The 17,114-nt window shown below is 60.5% G+C and carries 16 protein-coding genes; 6 read left to right on the forward strand and 10 right to left on the reverse strand.

Features of this window, described 5'->3' with window-relative positions; all coding sequences use genetic code 11:
• Positions 1 to 67: 67 nt before the first annotated feature.
• The 8 genes from HYX42_RS02325 to HYX42_RS02360 form a co-directional block, all read right to left on the reverse strand.
• A complete protein-coding gene (locus tag HYX42_RS02325; RefSeq protein ID WP_366931134.1) occupies positions 68 to 580 on the reverse strand; it encodes a response regulator in 513 nt (170 codons plus the stop codon).
• The gene (locus HYX42_RS02330) at positions 577 to 2,286 is read right to left on the reverse strand and encodes an ATP-binding protein (protein ID WP_293399071.1); all 1,710 of its coding nucleotides are present in this window, start codon (positions 2,284 to 2,286) and stop codon (positions 577 to 579) included. Before HYX42_RS02330 ends, HYX42_RS02325 begins: the two co-directional genes overlap by 4 nt.
• Positions 2,287 to 2,399: 113 nt before the next feature.
• Positions 2,400 to 3,629 (reverse strand): phosphoglycerate dehydrogenase, encoded by a 1,230-nt coding sequence (gene serA, locus HYX42_RS02335; protein WP_293399072.1) that lies wholly within the window; start codon positions 3,627 to 3,629, stop codon positions 2,400 to 2,402.
• A gap of 315 nt (positions 3,630 to 3,944) precedes the next feature.
• Positions 3,945 to 4,514 carry an MOSC domain-containing protein gene (locus HYX42_RS02340; RefSeq protein ID WP_293399073.1) on the reverse strand — a complete coding sequence of 190 codons (570 nt, stop codon included), beginning with the start codon at positions 4,512 to 4,514 and terminating at the stop codon, positions 3,945 to 3,947.
• A complete protein-coding gene (locus HYX42_RS02345; protein ID WP_293399075.1) occupies positions 4,511 to 4,996 on the reverse strand; it encodes a rod shape-determining protein in 486 nt (161 codons plus the stop codon). The genes HYX42_RS02340 and HYX42_RS02345 overlap by 4 nt, the downstream gene beginning before the upstream one ends.
• 51 nt (positions 4,997 to 5,047) lie before the next feature.
• A complete protein-coding gene (locus HYX42_RS02350; RefSeq protein WP_293399077.1) occupies positions 5,048 to 5,527 on the reverse strand; it encodes a hypothetical protein in 480 nt (159 codons plus the stop codon).
• 194 nt (positions 5,528 to 5,721) lie between these two features.
• Positions 5,722 to 6,708: a tripartite tricarboxylate transporter substrate binding protein gene (locus HYX42_RS02355; RefSeq protein WP_293399079.1), complete on the reverse strand. Its 987-nt coding sequence runs from the start codon at positions 6,706 to 6,708 to the stop codon at positions 5,722 to 5,724.
• A gap of 13 nt (positions 6,709 to 6,721) precedes the next feature.
• On the reverse strand, positions 6,722 to 7,771 hold the full coding sequence (locus HYX42_RS02360) for an amidohydrolase family protein (RefSeq protein WP_293399081.1): 1,050 nt from the start codon (positions 7,769 to 7,771) through the stop codon (positions 6,722 to 6,724).
• A 117-nt stretch (positions 7,772 to 7,888) separates the two neighbouring features.
• Between HYX42_RS02360 and HYX42_RS02365 the strand changes: the two genes are divergently transcribed.
• Entirely contained in the window at positions 7,889 to 8,827 is a 939-nt protein-coding gene (locus HYX42_RS02365) for a LysR family transcriptional regulator (RefSeq protein ID WP_293399083.1), read from the forward strand.
• Between the two features lie 11 nt (positions 8,828 to 8,838).
• Here HYX42_RS02365 and HYX42_RS02370 read toward each other — a convergent pair whose 3' ends face one another.
• Together HYX42_RS02370 and HYX42_RS02375 are read right to left on the reverse strand one after the other, a co-directional pair.
• A complete protein-coding gene (locus HYX42_RS02370) occupies positions 8,839 to 9,615 on the reverse strand; it encodes a DUF1223 domain-containing protein (RefSeq protein WP_293399085.1) in 777 nt (258 codons plus the stop codon).
• Positions 9,616 to 9,693: 78 nt separating this feature from the next.
• Positions 9,694 to 10,197: a hypothetical protein gene (locus tag HYX42_RS02375; RefSeq protein ID WP_293399087.1), complete on the reverse strand. Its 504-nt coding sequence runs from the start codon at positions 10,195 to 10,197 to the stop codon at positions 9,694 to 9,696.
• 129 nt (positions 10,198 to 10,326) lie between these two features.
• On the opposite strand from HYX42_RS02375, the gene HYX42_RS02380 reads away from it, so the two are divergent.
• The 5 genes from HYX42_RS02380 (at position 10,327) to HYX42_RS02400 (ending at position 17,093) form a co-directional block, all read left to right on the forward strand.
• Positions 10,327 to 12,660: a Tex family protein gene (locus tag HYX42_RS02380; protein ID WP_293399089.1), complete on the forward strand. Its 2,334-nt coding sequence runs from the start codon at positions 10,327 to 10,329 to the stop codon at positions 12,658 to 12,660.
• The gene (locus HYX42_RS02385) at positions 12,657 to 13,781 is read left to right on the forward strand and encodes an acyltransferase (protein WP_293399091.1); all 1,125 of its coding nucleotides are present in this window, start codon (positions 12,657 to 12,659) and stop codon (positions 13,779 to 13,781) included. The genes HYX42_RS02380 and HYX42_RS02385 overlap by 4 nt, the downstream gene beginning before the upstream one ends.
• A 10-nt stretch (positions 13,782 to 13,791) precedes the next feature.
• The gene (locus HYX42_RS02390) at positions 13,792 to 14,883 is read left to right on the forward strand and encodes a phospholipase (RefSeq protein ID WP_293400008.1); all 1,092 of its coding nucleotides are present in this window, start codon (positions 13,792 to 13,794) and stop codon (positions 14,881 to 14,883) included.
• Between the two features lie 163 nt (positions 14,884 to 15,046).
• Positions 15,047 to 16,015: a thiamine pyrophosphate-dependent dehydrogenase E1 component subunit alpha gene (locus HYX42_RS02395; RefSeq protein ID WP_293399093.1), complete on the forward strand. Its 969-nt coding sequence runs from the start codon at positions 15,047 to 15,049 to the stop codon at positions 16,013 to 16,015.
• Positions 16,005 to 17,093, forward strand: a complete 1,089-nt coding sequence (locus HYX42_RS02400) for a transketolase C-terminal domain-containing protein (RefSeq protein WP_293399095.1) — start codon at positions 16,005 to 16,007, stop codon at positions 17,091 to 17,093. Before HYX42_RS02395 ends, HYX42_RS02400 begins: the two co-directional genes overlap by 11 nt.
• The last annotated feature ends 21 nt before the right edge of the window (positions 17,094 to 17,114 follow it).

The following is a 17,114-nucleotide window of genomic DNA, read 5'->3' on the forward strand; positions in this document are numbered from 1 at the left end:
AGAAAGACGTGATTCTATGTGCGTGGGGCTGACCGCCCCGACCACCCGTCAAACACCACTCAAACAATCATCGAGCGCCCGCGCCCTGTGCGCCGTGTATGGCTGCGAGGCGTGTGGGCGCAGTGTCCGACGCATCCTGCTGCATGGCCATTTCCAGCAGTTTGCTGTAGTTGTCGATTTTTTTGTACAGCAGGCGCACTTCAAGCATGTTGTAGATGCGTGTTTTGACCTCAAGCAGATCAAACGGCTTGCTGATGAAGTCCTTGGCTCCCGCCTGCAGGGCCTGCAGTTTGTGCCTGGGCTCTGCCGTCAGCACAATGACCGGCAAATAGGGGTCTGTATCGGTGGCCTTGAGTTGGGCCATCACCCCGAACCCGTCCATGACGGGCATGTTCAGGTCCAGCAGTATCAGGTCGTAGGCATTGGCTGTGTGCAGGGGGCAGACGGCAGTCGGGTCCATCGTGACGGTGATGTTGGTGTAGCCCGTGTCACGCAGCAGTTGTTCCAGCAACTGGACGTTGGCAGCACGGTCATCGACGATGAGGACGCTGGCATTGAAGATGGCAAATTCCTCAATCAAGATGCGTCTCCTTCTGCTTGCACCAGGTCTGCCCTGACTTTTGCGAACTTGAGTGTCATGTCCAGCGTTTCCATGAATTCATTGATCTTGATGGGTTTGGTCAGGTAGCGGAAGAAGCCTGCTTCCAGGCCTTTTTCAATGTCGCGCGGCATGGCATTGGCGCTGAGCGCCACCACCGGAATATGTGCTGTGAGCGGATCTTCCCGCAGGATCTTGAGCGCCGTGATGCCGCTGATGCCGGGCAGGTTGATATCCATGAGTATGAAGTCCGGCAGTGATGCTTTTGCAATCGCAATACCGCTGATGCCGTCACGCGCCGAGAGCAGGCGCAGGTCTGGCCTGCGTGCGATCAGGTCTTCAACCAGCATCAGGTTGGCCGGGTTGTCTTCGACGTAAAGCACTGTGCGGGCATGGGCAAGCACTGCGGGCAGGGGGCGTGAGGCCAGGGCCAGGTCAATCAGTTCGGCAGAAGGTTGCCTGTCTGCGGTGACGTTCATGTCAATCCAGAAGGTGCTGCCTTTTCCCGGCACACTTTCCACGCCGATGGCGCCCCCCATCAGTTCGACCAGGCGTTTGGTCATGACCAGGCCAATGCCCGTGCCCTGTTCAGCGCTGGTTTGCTGGCCCAGCCGGTTGAAGGGCTGAAAGAGCTGGCCAATCTGCTCAGGCCCCAGGCCTGCACCGGTATCTTCAACACTGATGCGGATGTGTTCCGGGCTTGATTCGCTGCACGTGAGCACCACCGATCCGCGTTCGGTGTTGTACTTGATGGCATTGGACAGCAGGTTGATCAGCACCTGTTTGAGCCGGGTGCGGTCGGCCTTGACGAAGCAGGGCTGGCTGAACTTCGGGAAGTTGACGCTGATGCCGCGCTTGTCGGCCTGCGACTCGATCATGGTTTCGCACTCGTGCATGACCTCTGCCAGCGATACGGGCTCAAGTGACAGCGACAGCTTGCCGGACTCGATCAGCGCCAAATCAAGGATTTCATTGATCAAATCCAGCAGGTACCAGCCAGCCTGCAGGATCTGGTCGACGCTGCGTTTTTGCGAGGGCGTGGGTTGCGGCGTGCCGGATTCGATCAGCTGTGCAAAACCAAGAATCGCACTCAGCGGGGTGCGCAGCTCATGGCTCATGCTCGACAGAAAGTCAGACTTGGCGAGGTTGGCTTTTTCTGCCACTGCCATGGCTTCCTTGAGCGCCACTTCGACCTGTTTGCGCACCGAGTTGTCGGTGCCTATCAGCAGGTAGCCGATGATGGCGCCGAAGTCATCACGCAGGGCGGTGATGGAGATGATGCAGGGAAAGCGGCTGCCGTCCTTGCGGATATAGGTCAGCTCGTAGATGTCTTCAATGCCGCGCGAAGCCTTGAAGGCGAGTGCTTCGAAACCGGGGGTGATGGTGGTGCCCAGCTCCTGGCTCAGGGCCTGGGCACGCGCCATCACCTCTTCAGGGTCATGGATGTCGCTGGGGTTGATGCGGTTGACGACCTCGGCTGCCGCATAACCCAGCATGCGCTCTGCGCCGACATTGAAGAGCTGGATGATGCCCTTTTCGTCGGTGGCGATGATGGAAAAATTTTCGCTGGTGAGAATTGCCGTTTGCAGCGCGCCTGTCTTGAGCAGCGCCTCCTGGCGTTTGACCTCAATGCCGTCGGCTCTGGCGGCCTCGTCCGGTGCGCCTGGCTTGGTCTCTGTGATGGGCATTAAGCATTTCTTGAAGTCGCAATCACGTAAAGACTGCCTCGCATATTAGCCTGTTCAGGGGGCCTGTGTCTGTATGCCACCGCACACAGGGCGCGAAACCCCTGCCGCTGCGGCTAGAACAACACCCGGCTGCGAATCGTGCCCGGCACGTCGTGCAGCCGGGCCAGCGCCACATCTGAATGTGTGGCATCGATGTCGATCACCACATAACCCACCGCCTCATTGGTCTGCAGGTATTGCGAGGCAATGTTGATGTTGTTGGCGGCAAAGACCTTGTTGATCTCTGACATCACGCCCGGCACGTTTTTGTGGATATGCAGCAGGCGGTGCTTGCCCGGGTGGGCGGGCAGGGCGACTTCAGGGAAGTTGACCGACGAGGTTGAGGTGCCGTTGTCGCTGTACTTGACCAGCTTTTCAGCAACCTCGATGCCGATGTTTTCCTGGGCTTCCATGGTTGAGCCGCCCACGTGCGGCGTGAGGATGACGTTGTCCAGCCCGCGCAGCGGCGACTCGAAGGTGTCCTTGTTGCTTTTGGGCTCGACGGGGAAGACGTCGATCGCCGCGCCCAGCAGCTTTTTGGCGCGCAGGGCCTCGGCCAGCGGCTCGATCTCGACCACGGTGCCGCGCGAGGCGTTGATGAACACGGCGCCCGGCTTCATCGCATCTATCTGCTCTTTGGCGATCATCCACTGGGTAGCCTGGGTTTCGGGCACATGCAGGCTGACGATGTCTGCCTGCGCCAGCAAGTCATTGAGCACCGGGATCTGCCGCGCATTGCCCAGCGCCAGTTTGGTCACCACGTCAAAAAACACCACATGCATGCCCAGCGCTTCGGCCAGCACGGAGAGTTGCGTGCCGATGGAGCCGTATCCGACGATGCCCAGCGTCTTGCCGCGAATCTCGAAAGCGTTGTCAGCCGTCTTGAGCCAGCCGCCGCGATGGGCGACGGCGCTTTTCTCCGGCACGCCGCGCAGCAGCAAGATCGCCTCGGCCAGCACCAGCTCGGCCACAGAGCGGGTGTTTGAGAACGGCGCGTTGAAAACGGCGATGCCACGTTCGCGGGCGGCGTTCAGGTCGACCTGGTTGGTGCCTATGCAAAAACAGCCGACGGCGACCAGCTTCGAGGCATGGGCAAAAACATCGGCGGTCAGCTGGGTACGTGAGCGTATGCCGACAAAATGCGCGTCGGCGATTTTGGCCTTCAGCTCATCGCCTTCCAGGGCACCGGTCAGCGCCTCGATCTGGGTATAGCCGGCGGCCTTGAGCACCTTGACGGCGGAGGGGTGAATGCCTTCGAGCAGCAGGAATTTGATCTGGGCTTTGTCTAGCGAGGTTTTTGGCATGAAGCGGTGATGTTGTGTTCGGGTTGTTGGCAGCCTGCCGGCAGCTGGGGCGCGGGCTCAGGCCTGCGAATGGACAAGTATGAGGCAAAGCTTTCAGCTGGTGGCTGCCAGGCTTTTTTGACCGTGACGCTGCGGGTTTAATCGGGTTTTAATGTGTACGGCAAATATTTAACGTAGACATTAAAAATTTAACGTGTACGTTAAAAATTCAGTTTTCAGCCTTCGACGCTGGCCTGAAACCTTAACAACAGGCCAAAAAAGTGCCATTTTTAGGCATTAAATCGGCTGCAAGCCAATAAATACGCACGTGAGCCGCTACATATTCAATAGCAATTGCTGGTCACCGCCTGCTTGCACTTCGCAGTTCACGGCCATACCGGTGGTCAGTTGCCCGCCCGACAGCACGCGCGCCGTCAGTCCGCCGTGGCCGCGCATGGCGTTGTAGCCGCCGGGGCCCAGAAGCTCCTCCATGCGTGAGCAGGGCTCGCAGGGGCCGGTCACTTCAAGCACTACCTCGCCGATACGCAGCACCATGGGCTGGTCGCGAAACAGGCTTTTGGCCGCCAGAAGATTGATGCCCGAGACCAGCAGGTTGCGGCGAAGGCTGGCCGCATCGATTTGCGCAAGGCCGGCCAAAGCGGTGATGACAGGCAGATGCTCGGCCTGGATCAGCGTAACTTGCCGTTTGCCGCCGCCCCTGGCTGCAGTGCCAGCCGCGCTGCGGTCGCCTTGCAGGCCGAGCCCGGCCAGCGCCATCGACGTGGCAACCGTGACCACAGGCGCGCGCCGGGCAGGGCGGAGGTAAATGGCCTCCAGCCTGCCAGCACGGGGGAACTGACGTGTCAGCGAGCGCAGGTCACCAAGGCCCTTTGCGGAGGCCGTCATTCAAGCAGTTGCCCGGTGGTGGGGTAGCGGCGGGTCAGGATTTGCTCATTCGTGAGCTCCGGCCCCTGCCAGACCACCACGCTGGAGGCACCTATGCCGCGCGCCAGGTCATGCAGGGCCCGAATCTCGACCTGGGTATAGCCACCGGCCGGTTCACCCTGGGGGTGCAGCACGATGCGATGCGCCAGCCTGAAGCGGCTGCGTTTGCCCAACTGGCGAACAAAGGCCTTCAGTACCCGTTTGCCGGTGCTGAAGTCGGACACCAGCGAACGCGGATGCGCAAAGGGGTTGATGACGATGGCCGTTTTGGACGATTTGTGCAGCGCCGCCTTGTCGCCGATGTCGAGTACGCGGGGGTTGGGACCGCGGCTGAGCGCGATTTCCGGCACCTCATTGATGGATAAACCGGTCTTGACGTTGCGTACCGATAGTTTGAATGGGGAGATGCGGATGTAAAGCGGCGCTGCAAGAAAATCAAACATGAATGGGCAGTCGGTGAGAGGTGCGAGGAAAAAGTGCAGAGATGCAAAAAGTCAGAGAAGCGAGGTTTTGAAGTCGCGCCAGGTGCGGCTTGTCCACAGCTTTACACGGTTCCTGATCTCTTGCAACTTTTGCCACGGCGCGGAACGGCGCAGTTGCCCCAGCTTGCGGTCTTTCCATGTCTTCCATGGCAGATAGAGACGCGCGAACCACCTGATTTGCAGCAGTGCAGGCTCGGTCAACTGAAAAAGTCGTGCGGCAATTGCAGTGCCCGCCAGCTTGACCACAACAATCATGGTGAAACTGGTCGCCATATGGCCTTCAGCAAAAAGATAGAGCGCCAGCAACTTGACCGGAAATAGGGCCAGCACAGGGATGCCAAAGACCAGCAATGCACCCCACGGCGGCAAGGAGCGAATCCATCGTTCGGCAGCGCCCCAGCCGGGGTGCCTGCCCAGCGCGGCAAAGCAGCGCGCCAGGGGTTCCCAACCCCACTCTTCAAACAGCAGTATGAAAAGAATCGGTGCCAGCAACAGCCAGCAACAGCCAGCGACACACGGTTTTGAAATGCTTCAACAGCGCCCCTGAATGCAGCCGGAGTGGCGCAATGGCGGCAGTTTAGCCACCCTTCGCGGCCGGCGATTAGGCAAGTCTTAAACCGTTGGCGCGGGGAGTTGCCCTGGACATCCTCTGAATCAAGCAGTAGGTACGCCCCCGTCAAATACCCCTAATCGACCCTGGCGCCCGACTGTTTGATGACGGCCGCCCATTTGACGGTTTCGGTTTTCATGAGCTGGCCCAGTTGCTCTGGCGTGCTGGTCAGGGGCTCCAGCGCGGCGGCGGCAAAGCGCTCGCGGATTTCAGGCAGGCGCAGCACGGCCGTGATCTCGGTGTTCAGCCGCGCTACGACGGCTGGGGGCGTACCTGAAGGGGCGAGGATTGCGAACCAGCCCGATGCGTCGTAACCCGGCACGCCGCTTTCGGCCAGCGTGGGCATCTCGGGCGCCAGGCCTGAGCGCTCTTTACCCATGACGCCGATGACCTTGAGCCGTCCTGATTTGAGCTGCGGCTGGATGGAGGCGATGTCCGCAATCGCGAGCGATGTCTCGCCCGACATGACGGCCAGCACTGCAGGCGCGCTGCCGCGATAAGGTACATGCAGGATGTAGCTGCCCGTCATGGACTTGAGCAGTTCGCCCGATAAATGCATGGCGGTACCGCTGCCGCCCGATGCATAGCTGAGCTTGCCGACCTGGGCTTTTGCCAATGCCACCAGTTCCTTGGCGTTGCTGGCGGGCAGCGACGGGTTGGCCACCAATACAAATGGGCTGGTGCCAAACAGCGTGATGGGCGCGAAGTCACGTGCCGGGTTGTAGGCCAGGTTGGGGTAAAGCGTCGGGTTGGCTGTGAGCCCGCCAGCCGATGCCAGGACGATGGTGTAGCCGTCGGCGGGTGCTTTGGCAACAAGGTCCAGTCCCAGGCCCCCACCGGCGCCGGGGCGGTTGTCAATCACCACGGGCTGGCCCAGACGCTCGGCCAGCCGGGGTGCCACGATGCGCGCTGCAGCGTCGCTGCTGCCGCCAGCGGGGAAGGTCACGACGAGGCGAATGGGTTTGGTCGGCCAGGAGGCTGCGGGCTGCGCGTGTGCCAGGCTGGCGATGCCTGCCAGACCTAGCAGGGTGATGGCGCGTCGAATGTTACTGGGTGTGTTCATGATTTTTCTGCTTTCACAGCTTGAACAGCGCTTCAGCATTGGTCTGGAAAAACATCTTTTTGTGTTCGTCGCTCAGGGGCAGGTTGTCCATGGCGGTGACTTCTTCGGCCACGTACTGGTAAGGGTAGTCCATGGCATAGAGCACGCGGTCGTGGCCCATGAGCTTTTGCACGTAGCTGATGGGCGGCTCCCATGCCATGCCGCTGTTGGTGTAATAAAAATTGTCACGCAGGTAGTCGCTGGGTTTTTTCAGGAGCGGTTTGACGCCTTCGCTGCGGTTGGCGCGAACAATGCCGGCGTGCATGAAGTCAATGCGGTACAGCCAGTAAGGCAGGCCCTCGCCGAGATGGCCCAGCACAATGCGCAGCTTGGGGAAGCGGTCGAACACGCCGCTCAAAATCAGGCGCAGTGCATGCAGGCCGGTTTCAGCGGCAAAACCGTAGATGGCGGCGTCCAGGCAGCGCGACAGAAACGGCTCGATCATCTGCGGCGACGGCGTGTTGGGATGGATGTAGACAGGCACGTCCAGCGCCTCGGCGGCGGCAAAAATGTCCCAGAATTTTTCGTCGTCCATGTATTCGCCCTGGGTGTGCGAGTTGATGACGACGCCTTTCAGCCCGAGTTGCTGCACGGCACGCTCGAGTTCTTTGGCGGCCGCCTGGGGTGCCTGCGGCGCAACTGCCGCCAGTCCGGCAAAACGCGTGGGGTGCTGGCGTATGGTCGCGGCCAACTGGTCGTTGGTTGAGATTGCCAGCGCGGTGGCTGTAGCGGCGTCAAACACCTGCACACCCGGTGAGGTGAGCAGCAGCAACTGCATGTCAATGCCGGCGGCGTCCATATCGGCGAGGCGGCGTTCGCCCATGTTCTGGATGCGGTCAAACAGGTCGCGGGCCCGTGGTGCCTGGCTCTGCCCAAAAAACCCCCAGAGGTTGTAGAAGCCCGGGTCATTGATGGACTTTGTTTCCAGAATCCTGACGTACATCTGCATCATTTCAGGCGTGGCCCAGCCTTCTTCGGTAGCGATGCGTTTGTAGGCGCGGGGCGCCGGTGTGGGAATGCTCAAGATGTTGTCTCCTGCGGGTTGATTTTTCGGCCTCATTGTCTGGTTTTGGGATCGATTGGAGAGCATCCTCATTTGTTTGTAAATCGAAAAATTGTGGACTATTTATAATTTTTATTCATGAATAACGGCTTCTCACCCACCATCAAGCAGTTGCGTGCTTTTCTGGCGGTGTACCGGCTGCGCAAACTGGGCGCAGCGGCGGTGCAGCTGTTTGTCACGCAGTCCGCTATCAGCGTGCTGATACGCCAGCTCGAAGAGGGACTGCAGGCCCGCCTGTTTGACCGCACCACGCGGTCACTGCAGCCAACCCAGGCGGCGCACGACGCTGCTGTGGTGGCAGAGCGCATCCTGCGTGATGTGGATTCGCTCGGTACGGCTTTTGGAGACCTGACGGTATTGCGGCGCGGCCGGGTGTGCTTTGCCATCACGCCAACGCTGGCCGGCATGCTGTTGCCGGAGGCGATTCGCCGCTTCGCGGTCTTGCACCCGGAGGTCCAGTTGGTGGTGGACGACTGTGCGCCGGAGCAGTTTTCAGCTCGCGTGCTGGGCGATCATGTTGACTTTGGAATAGGTACACCCGAGCGGGCCGGCGGTGAGCTGGAACTCCAAACCCTGATGCGTGACCAGCTTTGCCTGGTGTGCCTGCCTGAACACCCGTTGGCCAGCATCAGGAACCTGCGCTGGGTAGACCTTGAAGGCCACCGCGTAATAGCCGGCCGCCCAGGTTATGGGGTGCGCCAGCTGGTGGACGTTGCCGCGGCCAACGCGGGTGTCTCGCTGCAGGTGGTCAATGAAATTTCTTTCCTGTCTACCGGGCTTTGGATGACGGCCAGCGGCATGGCGCCGTCCATCATGCCCTCGGCTTACGCCACCTATTCCCAGTACGCTTACACCCGGGAACTGGTGGTTCGCCCATTAGGCCAGCCCAAGGTGTCGCGCGATATTTTTGTGGTGACAAAAAAGGGCCGCTCACTGTCGTCGGCGTGCGAGAGTTTTCTGGAAGTTCTGCGCCTGCAGTTAAGGCAAAACCTGCCTTCAGGCCTTGTTGTCCACTAGGTGCTGCACGACTAGGCTGCGCATTGCAAACTGACCGCCTGCAGCGTCTTGCCGGTTTTTGTGTCAAACACCACCAGGTTCACCTGCCGCTGGTGACCGGGCGTGGCCGCGATGCTTCTAAAAGACAGCTTTTGCGGTGTTGCATCGCTGGTTTTGTAGTCGCCAGCCTGGGTGTACTGGCGCACCACAAAGTCATGTTTGAGGAATTCACCCTTGTTCTCACCGGCCTTCACTTTGGAGTTGTGCCCATGCTCGGTGATGGTCCAGTAAGCCGACCATGAGGGCGACAGTGCCAGCGCGCTGACCGGGGTGACGCTGGCTTCAAACTGGTCGGCGCCCAGCTGTTTCAGGGCAATGCCGGCACGCGCCGGCTCGCGCGCTGCGCTGCCGCCAAAGGGCTGGCCACCCCAGCCGGGCCAGTCCTTGCCGTTGAGCACCGCCTGCGGGGTGTAGATGTTGCGCAGGCTGTTTTTCATCGCCACCTCGCGCTGCCGGTTGGTGTAGGCCGGTGCGGCAAAGCGGTCTACCCAGCCAATGTAATCCCAGTACCCGACATGAAAGGCCTGCACGACCACGCCTTTGTCTTTAAGGGTTGAGGCCCATTTGTCAGCCGGTGGGCAGGAACTGCAGCCTTCAGAGGTATAGAGCTCGACGACGGGGGTGGTGGTGGGGCCGGAGGTGATGCTGCACTGGTTGCCTGGGCTCCCCTGGGCTATGGCGCTGGTGGCAGCCAGAAGAAAGCTTGCGGTTGTGGCAAGTCGGGAAAAGGGCGAATGGGGTGCGGGCATGAGAAATCTCCTGTATGCGACTTTGTCGCGCTCACGGGAGCTTTCTTACACCCTGCTATCGGTTACCCGCATTAACCTTTAACGTGCGAGAAGTGCGCCATGGGCATTCACGTTTGCACGCTGCAGCCTGTCTTCAAGCTGGCCCATGTAGGCGGCTGTGGCATTGTCGGATTGTTCGAGGCGGTTGAGCAGTGCGGTCTGGGTTTGTGCAAGGCGTTCTGCCAGCACCGTATTGCTGGCGGCTTCCCGTTGCAGGGAGGCTACTGACTGGCTTTCGATGAAAGTGCGCAGCTCGGTGAAGCGAGAGGCCTCCGCCTTGTCGGCCAGTTCGCGCTGGACGGCGAGTTCACGGGCGTACTTGCGCGTCTCCAGAAGGTTGGCGCTTTGCATGTACACGGTGCTGGCCAGGAAGGCGACGGTCGCGATGACCAGCAACAGCAGCATCACCAGTCCCAGCGGTACCTGGATGGTCGTGAAGCCAAGACTGAGCACGCTGGCGCGGGTAAATTCATCGACGTTGAGGGCTGCGAAGCCCGCCACCAGCACGATGGCGAGGATCAGGATGATGGTTCTTGCGCGCATGTTGAGCACTCCTTGAAAGCGGTTTTTGTACAGCAACGAGTGTCGTTCGCTGGGGCAGTTTTGGCTGTGGGACAATGCCCCCGCGCCACGTCAGGTTGCGCCAGACACACCCCATTTTCAGAAGAGAGCATGCAAAAAATCATTCGCCAGATCGCGGCAGAAATCAAGGTCAGGGAAGACCAGGTCAGGACAGCCGTAGAACTGCTCGATGGCGGCGCCACAGTTCCGTTTATCGCCCGTTACCGCAAGGAGGCCACAGGCGGACTTGACGACATCCAGTTACGTGAACTTGAATACCGCCTGGGCTACCTGCGCGAGCTTGAAGAGCGGCGTGAAGCCGTACTCAAAAGCATAGAAGAGCAGGGCAAGCTGACACCGGAGCTGCGCGCTGCGGTTGAGCTTGCCGCAACCAAGCAGGACCTCGAAGACCTTTACCTCCCCTACAAACCCAAACGCCGCACCAAGGGCCAGATCGCCCGGGAAGCGGGCATAGAGCCCCTGGCTGACAAACTGTTTGCAGACCCGTCACTGGTGCCGGCTGATGAAGCGGCGGCTTTCGTCAAGCCCGGGAAGAACGAGGCCGGCGACGACTTAACCACCGTGCAGGCCGTGCTGGATGGGGTGCGCGACATTTTGAGCGAGCGCTGGGCGGAAGACGCTGCGCTGGTGCAGTCGCTGCGCAACTGGCTCTGGAACGACGGGCTTCTGTCGTCCAAACTGGTGGCCGGCAAGGACGAGAACAACGCCGACAATTCCAAGTTCCGTGATTATTTTGATTACGACGAGCCTATTGGCCGTGTGCCGTCGCACCGCGCGCTGGCCGTCTTCCGCGGTCGCACGCTTGAGATTCTCGACGCCAAGCTGATCCTGCCCGAACAGCCAGAGCCCGGCCAGCCCAGCATTGCTGAGGGCAAGATTGCCTTGCACCTGGGCTGGAGCCACAAGTCACGGCCTTCAGACGATTTGATCCGCAAGGCCGTGGCCTGGACCTGGCGCGTCAAGCTCAGCCTGTCGCTGGAGCGTGACCTGTTTACCCGCCTGCGCGAAGAGGCCGAAAAGGTCGCCATCAAGGTGTTTGCCGACAACCTGCGCGATTTGCTGCTGGCTGCACCCGCTGGCCCACGCGTGGTCATGGGCCTGGACCCGGGCATACGTACAGGCGTCAAGGTGGCGGTGGTTGACAGCACCGGCAAGCTGGTCGAGACCGCCACGGTGTACCCGCACGAGCCGCGCCGTGACTGGGATGGCTCCCTGCACACGCTGGGTAAGCTCTGTGAAAAGCATGGCGTCAACCTGATTGCCATCGGCAACGGCACGGCCAGCCGCGAGACCGACAAGCTGGCTGCCGACCTGATGAAAAAGATCGATGGCATGCAGCGTGTGGTGGTCAGTGAAGCCGGTGCCTCGGTGTATTCAGCGAGCGAGTTCGCATCACAGGAAATGCCCGATGTGGATGTCAGCCTGCGCGGCGCGGCCAGTATTGCCCGCCGCCTGCAGGATCCGCTGGCCGAACTGGTCAAGATTGACCCGAAATCAATAGGCGTGGGCCAGTACCAGCATGACGTGAACCAGAGCGACCTGGCGCGCAGCCTGGACACCGTGGTTGAAGACTGCGTGAACAGCGTGGGTGTGGACCTGAACACGGCCAGCGTGCCCTTGCTGGCGAGGGTTTCAGGCCTGAGCCAGACGGTGGCGAAGTCTGTGGTGCGCTGGCGCGATGCCAACGGTGCGTTTGCCTCGCGTGCCGACCTTCTCAAAGTCACCGGCCTGGGCGCCAAGACCTTCGAGCAGAGCGCCGGCTTTTTGCGCCTGCGCGGTGGCAGCAACCCGCTGGACATGACGGGCGTGCACCCCGAAACCTATCCCGTGGTCGAGCAGATCATGGCCAAAACCGGCAAACCTGTGGCCGAGCTGATGGGGCGCGCCGACATGCTCAAGACCCTGAAGCCCGAGCTTTTTGCGAATGAAAAGTTCGGCGTGATCACGGTGAAGGACATCCTGGCCGAGCTGGAAAAACCGGGCCGCGACCCGCGCCCCGACTTCAAGGTGGCGCGCTTTAACGACGGCGTGGAAGATATCAAGGACCTGAAGGAAGGCATGGAGCTCGAAGGCACCGTCAGCAATGTGGCGGCCTTTGGTGCCTTCATTGATATCGGGGTGCATCAAGACGGCCTGGTGCATGTGAGCCAGCTGGCCGACCGTTTTGTCAGCGATGCGCGGGAGGTCGTCAAGACTGGGGACATCGTCAAGGTGCGTGTGACCGAGGTTGATGTGGCGCGCAAGCGGATCGGGCTGACCATGAAGCTGGGCGCGCCCCAGGCCAGACGCGAAGCGCAGGGCCACAGGGAAAACCGTTTTGAAGGCGTACGCCAGGGCCAGAACAACCGCGGTCATTCGGCACCGCCTGCAGCGGACAACGCCATGGCATCGGCGTTCGCCAAACTGCAAAACCTGCGTAAATGACGGGGCAGGGCGCTCGCAGCAATCTTGCGGGGGCCCTGTCATCGCAGGAAAGGGTTTTCGGCTGGGATTTGCTGCGCGGGCTTTGTGCCTTGCTGGTGGCAAGCTACCACCTGCTGTACTGGACAGACCTTGCGCAATTGCATGTCTTCGGCAGCTACGGGGTCTACCTGTTTTTTGTACTTTCTGGTGCGAGCATGGCCTATACCTATGCCGGGCGGTTTGAGGCCGGCAGCTTTCGGTATGGTGAGTTCCTTTTTGTGCGTTTCTGGCGGCTGGCGCCGCTGTATGTTCTGTTGATGCTGGCCGTGGTGCCGACCATGGCCATCTGGTACGGGCCGGCTGGCCGACTGCTGCAGGTGATGTTTCTCAATGCCAGCATGCTGATGGGCCTGTATAACCCGTCGGGTTTTGCGCTGCTGACCGGCGGCTGGTCACTGGGGGTTGAAGCGGTGTTCTACCTGCTGTTTCCGCTGGCGCTCTGGTCTTTGCGGTCATGGCCACGCACGATGGCACTGTTTATTTTTTGCATTGGGCTGCAGGTGTGGTGGATTGCGCAAACGATGGGGGCCGAAGGCATGCCTGCAGCCGGGCAGGCGCTGGCGTACCACAACGCTCCTGCTTTTTGTGCTTACTTCGTGGGCGGCTGTGTACTGGGTCAGCTGGCGCGCACGGGGCAGCTTCGCCAGTGCCTGCCGTCTGCCGCCGGGTTGCTGGTGCTGTTCGCCGGGTTTGTGCTCATGTTGTCACTCAACCCTGAGCAGGGCACGCAGGAGCTGACGGGCTGGCGCGGCTGGCTGCTGGCACCTTTTTGCCTGCTGATGGTGGGTGTGGCCTCTAAGCTTCGCCTGGGTGGGCGCTACCGCGCGCTCGCGCAGCACCTGGGTGATGCGACTTACGGCGTGTACCTGATTCACCCGGTGCTTTATTTTTACGTGACGCCGCTGCTGGGTCTTGAAGCCCTCAAAACCGGGGCAACCCAGGGCCGCATGTTGCTGGCAGTTGTGATTCTGGCGGCATCTGTTGTGCTGGCCCTGATCAGCGAGCGCCTGTTCGAGCAGCCCTTGCGCCGCTGGAGCAAATCGCTTTTGGCTCCCCGTCAACCAGCAATCACCGGGCCATGACATGGCGAGCATGAAAGCCCTGCGCATTTACGCCGGCCCCAAGGCCATGGCGCACATTGAAAAGAAGGGCTTGCAGCCTCGGGATATCGGTGTTGTTCCTGGCGCAGCGGGCGGTCCCAAGGGACTGATCCTCGGGCCGCTGGATCGTTTTATCTTCGGTGAGTGGTTGAGCCGCACCGACCATCCGGTGCACCTGGTGGGCGCATCAATTGGCGCCTGGCGCATGGCGACGGCCTGCCTGAATGACCCAGCAGCTGCATTCCAGCGGCTGGAGCATGACTACATCCACCAGCACTATGAACTGCAACCGGGCCAGAAGCGGCCAACGGCAGATTTTGTAAGCGAGCAGTTCGGCGCCAGCCTGAAAAGCTTTTACGGGGGCAGGGTGCAGGAGGTGTTGTCGCACCCGCGTTACAAGCTGCACATCGTGACCTCGCGCGGCCGGCACCTGCTGGGCCGTGAACACAAAATCGCCACGCCACTGGGTTACTTTGGCGCATTTTTGGCCAATGGCCTGCACCGCAAGGCCATGGGTGTCTGGCTTGAGCGCGTGGTGTTTTCAACGCCCGACACGCCGCTGCCCTTCCTGACCGGTGATTACCGCACAAGGCAGGTGGCGCTGGACGAAGCCAACTTCAACCCGGCCCTGCAGGCCAGTTGCTCCATCCCCTTTGTGCTGCGCTCCGTGCATGACATACCCGGTGCCCCGCCCGGAGCTTATTGGGATGGCGGCATCACCGACTATCACCTGCACCTGAATTACGCCGCGGGTCTGGCATCGGACATGCCGCAGGCCGGGCTGGTGCTTTACCCGCACTTTCAGAAGGCAGTGGTGCCGGGTTGGCTGGACAAGGGTTTCAAATGGCGGCACAAGGCCACGCACTTCCTGGACAACATGGTGCTGCTTGCACCTGACCCGGCCTGGGTTGCGACGCTGCCCAACCGCAAGCTGCCGGACCGCACTGACTTCAATCGCTACGGCCCGGATCTGCAGGCGAGGGTCAAGGCCTGGCAGGCGGCGACCAGTGCAAGCCGCCAACTGGCCGATGAGTTCAACCAATGGCTGGAGGCGCCAGATATCGGGGCTGTGCTGCCCCTGTAAAGGCCGCGCTACAACGGGTTGCTCCGGGCTTTCGGGTACTAATACGCGATTCGTGTTTGTTTATTCCTGCACCAGGCAAAGGTCTGCGGAGGGCGCTGGTAAAATTCACAGTTACATCTACAACGCGGCCCCTCGTGGCTCGACAACGAAGTTGCCTCAAAGTATGACCGCCGATCCGGCTCTGTCCTTGCGCCTTTATGAGGCCATGTTGCGTATACGGCGAACTGAGGAGCGAATAGCTGACCGCTACGCCGACCAGCAGATGCGTTGCCCCACGCACCTGTGCATAGGCCAGGAAGCCATTGCAGTTGGCGTCTGTGCCGCGCTTGATGACGAGGACACCGTTTTCAGCAACCACCGTGCCCATGGCCACTACCTCGCCAAAGGTGGCGACATGGGCCGCATGATTGCCGAGTTTTATGGCAAAAGCGATGGCTGCTGTGGCGGACGCGGCGGCTCCATGCACCTGATTGACAAATCGGTAGGCTTTCTGGGTTCAACCCCCATAGTGGGCGGCACAGTCCCGCTGGCTGTGGGTGTGGGCTGGTCCCACAAGCTGCAAAAGAAGCCCCTCGTGTCGGTTGCTTTTTTTGGTGATGGCTGCTTTGAAGAAGGCGTGGTGCATGAGTCGCTGAACTTCGCAGCCCTGCACAAGCTGCCTGTGGTGTTTATCTGCGAGAACAACGAGTTCTCGGTCTACACGCACCTGAGCGAACGCCAGCCTGATCGGCCCATTCACGCCATTGCAGCAGCCCATGGCTGGACAACGCATCATGGCGACGGCAATGACGTCATGGCCGTGCATGCTGCAACCGAAGCCGCCGTCAGCAGGGCGCGCAATGGCGAAGGCCCGCAATTCCTGCAGTTTTCTGTTTATCGCTGGCGCGAGCACTGCGGTCCGAATTTTGATGACCAGCTTGCCTACCGCGATACTGAAACCATAGACACAGGCATGGCCAGCTGCCCGGTCACCCGGATGCGCAATATCTTGGCGGGTGGCGGCTTGACCGAGCAGCAGCATGAAGAAGTAGCATCACGCATTGAGCGTGAAATTGATGCCGCCTTTGCGTTTGCGATGGCCAGCCCGGCCCCGACTTATGAAGATTCCAGGAGCCACGTTTATGCAGCGTGACGCTCTTGTGCAGAAAATCAGCTACGCGCAGGCCCTCCACCAGGCCACGGACCAGGTGATGGCGCGCGACAGGCGTGTGATCGTGATCGGCGAGGGCGTGCCCGATCCGAAGGCGATTTTCGGCACCACGGCCAACCTGCGTGAAACCCACGGTGCCGAGCGCGTGTTTGACATGCCGCTGTCTGAAAATGGCCTGACAGGTGTCTGCATCGGTGCGGCGCTGGCTGGCATGCGCCCCTTGATGATTCACCAGCGCATCGATTTCGCGATGCTGGCCATGGACCAGCTCATCAACAACGCAGCCAAATGGCACTACATGTTCAATGGCCAGTCCACCGTGCCTCTGGTGGTGCGCATGATCATCGGGCGCGGATGGGGGCAGGGGCCGCAGCACTCCCAGGGCCTGCAGTCGCTTTTTGCGCACATTCCAGGGCTGAAGGTTGCCATGCCCAGCAATCCTTATGACGCAAAAGGCATGCTGATTTCTGCACTTGAAGACAACAATCCGGTGATCTTCATTGAGCATCGCTGGGTTCACAATCTCGTCGACGATGTACCGGTGGACGAGTACAAGGTAGAACTGGGTAAAGCCAGGGTGTTGCAGCCCGGCAACAAGCTCACGATTGCAGGATTTTCCTTTGCCATTGTGGAAGCCCTGCAGATGGCGCGTGAACTGGCCAAATATGGGGTTGATGTCGAGGTGGTGGACATGCGCAGTGCCCGGCCGCTGGATGTCGAGACATTGTCGCAATCGGTACGCAAGACCGGCCATCTCATTGCGGTAGATGCGGGTTGGGCATCATGCGGACTGGCGTCGGAACTGGTGGCGTTGATGGCCATGCACGAGTTTGCCAGCCTGAAAAAAGCACCAGCCTGTGTGACGTATCCTGATCATCCGTCACCGACATCCACGCACATGGCGGGTGGATATTTCCCCGGTCCGGCGGATTTGTTGGATACAGTGATGAAACAGCTGGATTCACCGCTGGACGCCGCGCAACTGGCAAGTGTCAAAAGTGCGATTTCCCGCAGCGGCAACCTTGATGTGCCCAGCGCCAGTTTTACCGGCCCGTTCTGAAGTTCTGATTTTTCTGAAGAG

It is taken from the genome of Polaromonas sp. (assembly GCF_016185115.1).
Lineage (GTDB): Bacteria > Pseudomonadota > Gammaproteobacteria > Burkholderiales > Burkholderiaceae_C > Polaromonas.

Bases quoted from the DNA above. Each gene is read 5' to 3' on its own strand.
- HYX42_RS02330 (WP_293399071.1), bottom strand. From the start codon at position 2,286: ATGCCCATCACAGAGACCAAGCCAGGCGCACCGGACGAGGCCGCCAGA.
- serA (WP_293399072.1), bottom strand. From the start codon at position 3,629: ATGCCAAAAACCTCGCTAGACAAAGCCCAGATCAAATTCCTGCTGCTC.
- HYX42_RS02340 (WP_293399073.1), bottom strand. From the start codon at position 4,514: ATGACGGCCTCCGCAAAGGGCCTTGGTGACCTGCGCTCGCTGACACGT.
- HYX42_RS02345 (WP_293399075.1), bottom strand. From the start codon at position 4,996: ATGTTTGATTTTCTTGCAGCGCCGCTTTACATCCGCATCTCCCCATTC.
- HYX42_RS02355 (WP_293399079.1), bottom strand. From the start codon at position 6,708: ATGAACACACCCAGTAACATTCGACGCGCCATCACCCTGCTAGGTCTG.
- HYX42_RS02365 (WP_293399083.1), top strand. From the start codon at position 7,889: ATGAATAACGGCTTCTCACCCACCATCAAGCAGTTGCGTGCTTTTCTG.
- HYX42_RS02370 (WP_293399085.1), bottom strand. From the start codon at position 9,615: ATGCCCGCACCCCATTCGCCCTTTTCCCGACTTGCCACAACCGCAAGC.
- HYX42_RS02375 (WP_293399087.1), bottom strand. From the start codon at position 10,197: ATGCGCGCAAGAACCATCATCCTGATCCTCGCCATCGTGCTGGTGGCG.
- HYX42_RS02380 (WP_293399089.1), top strand. From the start codon at position 10,327: ATGCAAAAAATCATTCGCCAGATCGCGGCAGAAATCAAGGTCAGGGAA.
- HYX42_RS02385 (WP_293399091.1), top strand. From the start codon at position 12,657: ATGACGGGGCAGGGCGCTCGCAGCAATCTTGCGGGGGCCCTGTCATCG.
- HYX42_RS02390 (WP_293400008.1), top strand. From the start codon at position 13,792: ATGAAAGCCCTGCGCATTTACGCCGGCCCCAAGGCCATGGCGCACATT.
- HYX42_RS02395 (WP_293399093.1), top strand. From the start codon at position 15,047: ATGACCGCCGATCCGGCTCTGTCCTTGCGCCTTTATGAGGCCATGTTG.
- HYX42_RS02400 (WP_293399095.1), top strand. From the start codon at position 16,005: ATGCAGCGTGACGCTCTTGTGCAGAAAATCAGCTACGCGCAGGCCCTC.